The organism is Rhizobacter sp. P1_G5, assembly GCF_056405435.1.
The window spans coordinates 1-8,739 of sequence record NZ_JBFUCB010000226.1; the positions used below are offsets into that span (position 1 = coordinate 1).

Annotated in this window: 5 protein-coding genes; 2 read left to right on the forward strand and 3 right to left on the reverse strand. The window is 71.0% G+C overall.

The genetic code is table 11. The annotated features are described in order from the left end of the window. Nucleotides 1–4,782 (forward strand): glycoside hydrolase family 94 protein (locus AC1D12_RS16670; RefSeq protein ID WP_477841633.1); only part of this gene is annotated, 4,782 nt, incomplete at its 5' end. A 44-nt stretch (nucleotides 4,783–4,826) separates the two neighbouring features. Continuing rightward, a complete protein-coding gene (locus AC1D12_RS16675) occupies nucleotides 4,827–5,411 on the forward strand; it encodes a hemerythrin domain-containing protein (protein ID WP_082004107.1) in 585 nt (194 codons plus the stop codon). On the opposite strand, the gene AC1D12_RS16680 is transcribed toward AC1D12_RS16675, so the two are convergent. From AC1D12_RS16680 to AC1D12_RS16690, 3 genes are all read right to left on the reverse strand, one after another. Next, on the reverse strand, nucleotides 5,412–6,323 hold the full coding sequence (locus AC1D12_RS16680; RefSeq protein ID WP_047500761.1) for a transglutaminase family protein: 912 nt from the start codon (nucleotides 6,321–6,323) through the stop codon (nucleotides 5,412–5,414). A gap of 14 nt (nucleotides 6,324–6,337) precedes the next feature. Continuing rightward, on the reverse strand, nucleotides 6,338–6,691 hold the full coding sequence (locus AC1D12_RS16685) for an FKBP-type peptidyl-prolyl cis-trans isomerase (protein ID WP_465111249.1): 354 nt from the start codon (nucleotides 6,689–6,691) through the stop codon (nucleotides 6,338–6,340). Nucleotides 6,692–6,743: 52 nt separating this feature from the next. After that, the coding region (locus tag AC1D12_RS16690; protein ID WP_477841635.1) for a membrane-bound PQQ-dependent dehydrogenase, glucose/quinate/shikimate family at nucleotides 6,744–8,739 on the reverse strand (1,996 nt) is incomplete at its 5' end.

The following is an 8,739-nucleotide window of genomic DNA, read 5'->3' on the forward strand; positions in this document are numbered from 1 at the left end:
GCGGCGCAGGCCGAGGCGGCCTGGCGCGGCATGCAGTTCGGCTTCCTGTTCGATGCGCGGCGCAAGCTGTTCTCGATCGGCTACCGTGTCGCCGAGCACCAGCTCGACGAGGGGCGCTACGACCTGCTGGCCTCCGAGTCGCGGCTCGGCAGCTACCTCGCCGCGGCGAAGGGCGACGTGCCGGTCGACCACTGGTTCCGGCTCGGCCGCCACATGGGGCTCGTCGCCGCCGGCCCGGTGCTGATCTCGTGGTCCGGCTCGATGTTCGAGTACCTGATGCCGGCGCTGGTGATGAAGACGCCGCCCGGCAGCCTGCTGCACCAGACCTGCCGCAACGCGATCACCGAGCAGATCCGCTACGGGCGCGAGCAGAACGTGCCCTGGGGCATCTCGGAGTCGGGCGTCAACGTGCGCGACGTCGAACTGACCTACCAGTACGGGCCGTCCGGCGCGCCGGCGCTGAGCCTGAAGCGCGGCATGGACCGGCAACTGGTGGTCGCGCCCTATGCCACCGCGCTGGCCGCGCCGTTCGCGCCGGCCGAGGTGCGGCAGAACTTCACCGCGCTGGCCAGGCTCGGCGCCCTCGGGCCGCACGGCTTCTACGAGGCGATCGACTTCACCGCCGAGCGGCTCGGCGAAGACGAGAAGTGCGCCATCGTCAAGAGCCACATGGCGCACCACCAGGCGATGAGCCTGCTCGCGCTGACCCAACTGCTGACGCCCGACAGCCTGGCCGACCGCTTCCACCGCGAGCCCGAGATGAACGCCTTCGACCTGCTGCTGCAGGAGCAGGTGGCCGGCTCGGTCGTGATCGCGCGCGACAGCACCGCGGCACCCGAGCGCCACGAGAAGCTCGCGCGCCATTCCACGCAGCGCGTGCGCCGCGTGCAGGCCACCGACGTGCGCCGTCCGGCGGTGCACCTGATGTCGAACGGCCGCTACGCGACCGCGCTGACGGCCAGCGGCTCCGGCTACAGCGAATGCGCCGACCTGGACATCACGCGCTGGCGCGAGGACCGCGTGCTCGACGACTGCGGGCTCTTCATCTACCTGCGCGACGCCGATTCGGGCGTGCTGTGGTCGGCCACGCTCGCGCCGACCTTCAGCGAGCCCGATTTCCAGGCGGTCGAGTTCGCCGAGGCGCGCGCGCAGTTCGACCTGCGCCAGCACGGCATCCGCAGCAGCCTGGAGGTGGTGGTCGCACAGCAGGAAGACGCCGAGATCCGCACGCTGAAGCTGAGCAACGAGGGCCATGGCGTGCGCCGCATCGAGGTGAGCGCGCTCGGCGAGGTGGTGCTGAACCAGCGCAATGCCGACATGGCGCACCCGGCCTTCTCGAACCTGTTCATCACCACCGAGTACGACGCGGCGCGCGGCGCGCTGCTGGCCACGCGGCGCCCGCGCGCATCGCACGAGGCGGCGCCCACGGCGATCCTCGGCGCGGTGGTCGAAGGCACGCAGGCCGGGCCGCTGTCGTACGACACCGACCGCCGCACGGTGATCGGGCGTGGCCGCAGCAAGCGCGAGCCGCTCGCGATGACCGAGCAGGGCGGCCTCGCGATGACGACCGGCGCGGTGCTCGACCCGGTGCTGTGCCTGCGCCAGACGATCGAGCTGAAGCCCGGCCAGTCGGCGCGCGTGGCCTTCGTGCTCGCCTTCGGCACCGACCGCGAGAGCGCGAGCCGCACCTGGCAGCGCCTCGGTTCGTTCAGCGCGCTGCAGCGCGAGATCTCGCGCTCGTGGGTGTATGCGCAGGCCAAGCTGCACCAGCTGGGCGTCGGCAGCGAGGAGGCGACGCATTTCCAGTCGCTGTCGGCCTACCTGATGTTCTCGGACACCACGTTCCGCCCCGGCACCGAGTTCATGCGCGGCAACCAGCTGTCGCAGCGCGCCCTGTGGCGCTACGGCATCTCGGGGGACCGTCCGATCCTGCTGGTCACCATCGATTCGAACGACGACCTGCCGCTGGTGCAGCAGATGGTGCGCGGCCACCACTTCTGGAAGGCGCGCTCGTTCGAGGTCGACATCGTGGTGCTGAACGACCGTGCGACCTCGTATTCCGACGACATGCAGCACGCGATCGAGAACATGGTGCGGCAGGCCGGTGCCGGGCCCGACGCGGCGGCGGGCGGCGGCCGCATCTACGTGCTGCGCGGCGACCGCCTGCCCGATGACGAACGGCGCCTGCTGATGACGCTGTGCCGCGTGCTGCTGCGGGGCGGCCAGGGGCTGCTCGGCGACCAGCTGCGCCGGCGTACGCCGCGCGAGCCCTCGTCGCTGCCGCAGGCGATGCCGTTGCGCGCGCCGCTCGCGCAGGGCGGTGCACCGTCGGAGCCGACCGCCACCGCCCAGCTGCAGTTCTTCAACGGCACCGGCGGCTTCACGCCCGACGGCAAGGAGTACCGCATCGTGCTGCCGCCGGGCCGCACGACGCCGGCCCCGTGGGTCAACGTGATCGCGAGCCCGCAGATCGGTACGCTGGTCTCGGAGAGCGGCTCGGCCTTCACCTGGCGCATGAACGCCCGCGAGAACCAGCTGACGCCGTGGTCCAACGATGCGCTGGTCGATCCGTCGTCGGAGGTCCTGTACCTGCAGGACCGCGCGACCGGCGCCTACTGGACGCCCACCGCGCAGCCGCGCAGCGCACCCGGCGCGACGCACGAATGCGCACACGGCGCCGGCTACAGCCGCTTCACGACGCAGGCCGACGGCATCGAATCGGAGCTGACGCACTTCGTCGCGTGGGACCGGCCCGCCAAGCTGATGCGGCTGCGCGTGGCCAACCGCAGCGCACGCCGCCGCACGCTGACGCTGACGCTGTACGTCAACCTGTGCATCGGCGACAACCGCAGCGGCAAGGTCGACCTGCTGTCGACCTGGGCCGGCCGCAACGCGTCGACCACGCTGTACGCCCGCAACCCGATGAACGCCGATTTCGGGCGCGACATCGCGTGGCTCGGCAGCTCGCACCCGGTGAGCGGCTGGACCTGCGACCGCGCCGAGTTCATCGGCATCGGCCAGGGGCTCGCAGCGCCGCAGGCGCTCGAATCGCAGCACACGCTGCGCCAGGCCGCCGGCGTCGGCCCCGACCCGTGCTGGGTGATGCAGGTCGAGCTGAAGCTGGAGCCGGGCGAATCCGACGTGGTCGTGTTCTCGTTCGGCCAGGCGGYGAGCCTGGCCGGCGCCGACGAACTGGTGCGCATGACCACGCGCGATGCCGACCAGGCGCTGGCGAACGTGCAGGCGCAGTGGGACGAGCTGCTCGGCGCGGTGCAGGTGCGCACGCCCGACCGCGCCTTCGACCTGATGCTCAACCGCTGGCTGCTGTACCAGGTGCTGAGCAGCCGCTGCCTGGGCCGCTGCGGCTTCTACCAGGCGGGCGGTGCCTACGGCTTCCGCGACCAGCTGCAGGACGTGATGGCGCTGGTGCATGCCTGGCCCGGCTTCGCGCGCGACCACCTGCTGCGCGCGGCGGCGCAGCAGTTCGTCGAGGGCGATGCGCAGCACTGGTGGCACCCGCCGAGTGGCAAGGGCGTGCGCACCACGTTCTCCGATGACCGGCTGTGGCTGCCGTACGCGGTGGCGTACTACGTGTCGGTGACCGGCGACGATGCGGTGCTCGACCAGACGGTGTCGTTCCTCGAAGGCCCGCAGCTGCCGCCGCACGAGGAGAGCCAGTACTTCGAGCCGACCATCTCGCACGAGAGCGCGAGCCTGTTCGAGCATTGCGTGCGCGCGATCCAGGTGAGCCGCGGGCGCGGCGTGCACGGGCTGCCGTTGATGGGCTGCGGCGACTGGAACGACGGCATGAACCGGGTCGGCTGGAAGGGCCAGGGCGAAAGCGTCTGGATGGCCTGGTTCCTGAAGTCGGTGCTCGATGAATTCATGCCGATCGCGATGCGCCGCGAGCGCGCCGACCTGGTCTCCGAATGGACGCTGCTGTCGCAGGAGCTGATGGCCGCGGTCGACACCAACGCCTGGGACGGGCAGTGGTACCGCCGTGCGTACTTCGACGACGGCACGCCGCTCGGCTCGGCCTCCAACGACGAATGCCGCATCGATTCGCTGGCGCAGAGCTGGGCGGTGATCGCCGGCGGCGGCGACCCGCAGCGCGCACGCGATGCGATGGAGAAGGTCGACGAGATGCTGATCGACCGCGACGCGCAGCTGATCCGGCTGTTCACGCCGAGCTTCGACAAGACCGCGCACGACCCCGGCTACATCAAGGGCTACGTGCCGGGCATCCGCGAGAACGGCGGGCAGTACACGCACGCCGCGGTGTGGACCGCGATGGCCTTCGCGCGCCTCGGCGATGCCGGCCGCGCGTACCCGCTGTACGCGATGCTGAACCCGATCGACAAGAGCGATTCGCGGCTCACGGTGCAGCGCTACCGCGTCGAGCCGTACGTGATGGCGGCCGACATCTACGGCGAGTCGCCGCACACCGGCAAGGGCGGCTGGACCTGGTACACGGGGGCCGCCGGCTGGTACTGGCGCATCGGCATCGAAGAGCTGCTGGGCGTGCGCGTGCGCGACGGCGTGCTGCGCATCGCACCGGTGGTGCCGGCCGGCTGGCCGGGCTTCAGCGTCACGCTGCGGCGCGGCCGCACGGTCTATGAAATCGAAGTTGTCAATTCGGCGCAAACCCCGTCGCCCACCTCGGCGAAAGCGGCCCCGGGCCGCTGGTCGCTGCAGCACGACGGACAGCCTGTTTCCCTCGAGGGCGGCGTACCATTCGTCGACGACGGTGCCCGGCACCGGGTTGTGGCCACGCTCGCCTGAATGCAGTCAATCCAACGTTGAAGTCGCATTGAAAGGAGATCACCATGCCAGCTGCCCCCCGTCCCCGCGCCAAGCCGTCGCGCTTCGACGCCATCGAGATGCTGAAGGCCGACCACATCGCGATCAAGAAACTGTTCATCGCGTTCCACCAGCTCAGTGACCGCAGCAACACCGACGGCGAGCGCCGCGCGGTGGCCGAGCGCATCTGCATGGAGCTCACGGTGCACGGCCAGATCGAGGAAGAGATCTTCTACCCGGCGGTGCGCGCCGCGATCGCCGACGATGCGCTGGTCGATCAGGCCGAGGTCGAGCATGCGAGTGCGCGCGAGCTGATCGCCGAGATCGGGGCGATGACGCCGACCGACGGCCAGTTCGATGCCAAGGTCATCGTGCTCGGCAAGCACATCGATGCGCACGTCGAGGAAGAGCACAGCAAGATCTTCCCGAAGGCGAAGAAGGCCAAGGTCGACCTGAAGGCGGTGGGCGCGCGGCTCGCGTCGCGCAAGGCCAAGCTGATGGAGGAATACCAGGCGATGGCCCGGGGCGGTGAGCCGCATGAGGACGAGGGCGACGACCCGGTGGGCCGGCCGCCGCTGGACCTCGCGCACCACCCGGTCACGCGCGCCTGATCAGCCCGTCCGCGTGACCTTCACGTCGACCTGCAGGCCGACGTAGGCGTCGGCATCGCCGAACCAGCTGCCCGAGATCGGCGCGGCCTGCTTCGGATCGCGCACGACGGCCACCCGCACCAGTTGCGATCCGCCGAGCAGGTTGTTGGTCGGGTCGAACGGCAGCCAGCCGGCACCGGGCAGGTAGGCCTGCAGCCAGGCGTGCGTCGCGCCGGCGCCGGTCGTGGGCACGGTGTCCTTGTCGTCAGGGCCGTCGCGGGGTGCGGCCGGGTCGAGCGCCGGGTCGTAGAGGTAGCCCGAGACGAAGCGCGCCGCCACGCCGAGCCGCCGCAACGCCTCCATCATCAGCAATGCGAAGTCGCGGCAGCTGCCGCTGTTGAGCGCGAGCGTCTTCAGCGGGGGCTGCGTGCCTTCCTCGTCGCGGTCGGCGTAGCGGAAGGTGTCGCGGATGTGCTGGTTCATGCGCACCAGCATGTCGCGGGTGCCGGTGGGGCCGTCGGTGCGGATGAACTGGCGGGCCCACGCGGCGAGCGTGCCGTCCGGGTCGTCGTGGTGCGGGCGCAGGTAGTGCTCGAGGTCGAAGCGCTCGTCGACCGAGTACGAGAACGGAAAGAACTCGGCCGATGGCGACAGCGGCAGCTCCAGGTTGTGGCTGCTCGCGTGCTCGATCGTGAACGAGCAGACGAAGCGCAGTTCGTCGGCCTCGACCAGCGGCTGCACCAGCGCGATCGAGTTCGAGTACGGATCCTGGATCATCCGCACGCCGGCCTCGGGGCTGACCTGCAGGTCGGTGGCGAGCACGCGCAGGTCGTGGCTGTCGCGCGGGCGGAACATCACGCGGTGCTCGCCGAAGCGCACCGGCTTCGCGTAGCGGTAGGTCGTCGTGTGGACGATGTCGTATTGAATCGTCATCGCCGGCCGCCGGATCAGACGCCGAGCAGCTCCACCTCGAACATCAGCGTGGCGTTCGGCGGGATCACGCCGCCGGCGCCGCGTGCGCCGTAGCCCAGCTGCGCCGGGATCACCAGCACGCGCGTGCCGCCGACCTTCATGCCTTGCACGCCTTCGTCCCAGCCCTTGATCACCATGCCGGCGCCGAGGCCGAACTCGAACGGGTCGTTGCGGTCCTTGCTGCTGTCGAACTTGGCGCCCTTGACGCCGTTGTTGTAGAGCCAGCCGGTGTAGTGCACGCGCACGTGCTGGCCGGCCTGGGCTTCGGCGCCGGTGCCCGGCACGGTGTCTTCGTACTGGAGGCCGGAGGCGGTCGTCTGCATGGGAATTCCTTGTTGGGGGCAAAGGCGGCATGCTAACGCGGCAGCGCCCTCGGCGCCCTCAGCGTGGCAATGCATACGCCAGCACGTAGTCCCCCGGCTTCGTCCCGGTCGAGCCGTGTCCGCCGGCCACCACCAGCAGGAACTGCCGCCCGTCCGTGCCCGCATAGGTCATCGGCGTCGCCTGCCCGCCGGCCGGCAGCCGCTGCTTCCACAGCTCGCGGCCGGTGGTCACGTCGTAGCCGCGCACGTAGTCGTCGAGCGTGCCCGACAGGAAGGCCACGCCGCCGGCCGTCATCACCGGCCCGCCGATGTTCGGCACCCCCATGCGGAACGGCAGCGGCAGCGGCGACAGGTCGCGCACCGTGCCGTTGCGGTGCTTCCAGGCCACCTGCCCGGTGCGCAGGTCGACGCCCGCGACGCTGCCCCACGGCGGCTGCTGGCACGGGATGCCGAGCGGCGACGTGAACGCGCTCATCTTCGCCGCGTACGGCGCGCCGAAGTTCTCGTTCAGCGCCGGCAGCGGGCCCTGCGGCTCGCCCTTGCCCTGCACCATCAGGCTCGTGGCATCCGGGCGCGGCACCAGCGTCGACGTGAAGGCCAGCGTGGTCGGCGTCGTGAAGGCGACCTGCCGCACCGGGTCGACCGCGATGCCGCCCCAGTTGAAGACGCCGAAGTTGCCGGGGTAGATCAGCGAGCCGCCTTCGGACGGCGGCGTGAAGCGGCCGTCGTAGCGCAGCCGGTGGAAGGCGATCCGGCAGGCCAGCTGGTCGAACAGCGTCGCGCCCCACATGTGGCGGCCCTGCAGCCGCTGCGGCTCGAACGACACGGCCGAGCGCGGCTGTGTCGGCGCGGTGTGGTCGCCGCTCGCGGCGCCCTGCGGCGCGGGCACCTCCTCGACCGGCAGCAGCGGCTTGCCGGTGCGGCGGTCCAGCACGAACAGCTCGCCCTGCTTGGTCGGCTGCACCAGGGCCGGCACCGTCGCGCCGCCGACCGTGAGGTCGAGCAGGCTCGGCTGCGACGGCACGTCGTAGTCCCACAGGTCGTGGTGCACCGTCTGGAACACCCAGCGCACCTTGCCGGTCGCGAGCTCCAGCGCCACCACCGACGACGAGTAGGTCTCGACGGCCGCGCTGCGCTGGCCGCCCCACTGGTCGGGCGGCTGGTTGCCCATCGGCACGTAGACCAGGCCCAGCGCCTCGTCGACGCTGGAGATCGACCAGCTGTTCGGCGAGTTCGGCGTGTAGCTCGCACCGGCGGCGATCGGCGCGGTCGCGTCGGGGTTGCCGGAATCCCAGTTCCACACCAGCGCGCCGGTCTCGATGTCGAACGCGCGGATCACGCCCGATTGCTCCTTCGTCGACACGTTGTCGAGCACGGTGCCGCCGATGATCACCAGGTTCTGCGTGACGACGGGCGGCGAGGTCGAGTAGTACGAGCCCGGCTTCAGGTTCGGCATGTGCGCCCACAGGTCGACCTGGCCGCCGTTGCCGAAGCCGCGGCAGAGCTTGCCGGTCTCGGGGTCGAGTGCGAGCAGGCGCCCGTCGGCGGTGGGCATGAAGAGCTTCGCGGGGCAGGCGCCGGCGGCCTTCGTGGCCGGTGCGGCCGGCGGCTGGTAGGCCAGGCCGCGGCAGGTCAGGTGCTGCAGCGCCAGGCCACCCTGGATCGGCGGGTCGTAGCGCCACGCCTGCTGGCCGGTGGTCGCGTCGAGTGCCACCACCGACTGGTGCGGCGTGCACAGGTAGAGCCGGTTGCCGATCTTCAGCGGCGTGACCTCGTAGGTCGTCTCGACCGGGTCGCCGGGCCGGCCGCGCAGGTCGCCGGTGCGGTACTGCCAGGCCAGCTGCAGGCTGCCGACGTTGTCGGGCGTGATCTGCTTCAGCGGCGACCAGCGCTGGCCGTGGCCGGTGCGGCCGTAGGCATGCCATTCGTCGGAGGGCACGGCCGACGCGGCGTCGCTGACCACGGCGGCGGCCGGCAGGTTGCCGGCTTGGTCGTGGCGATCGACCGTCCACGACGCGACCGCGACGACGCCGGACAGCATCAGCACGGTGGCC

Excerpts from the sequence above, each read along its gene's own strand:
- AC1D12_RS16675 (WP_082004107.1), top strand. The coding sequence starts at position 4,827 with ATGCCAGCTGCCCCCCGTCCCCGCGCCAAGCCGTCGCGCTTCGACGCC.
- AC1D12_RS16680 (WP_047500761.1), bottom strand. The coding sequence starts at position 6,323 with ATGACGATTCAATACGACATCGTCCACACGACGACCTACCGCTACGCG.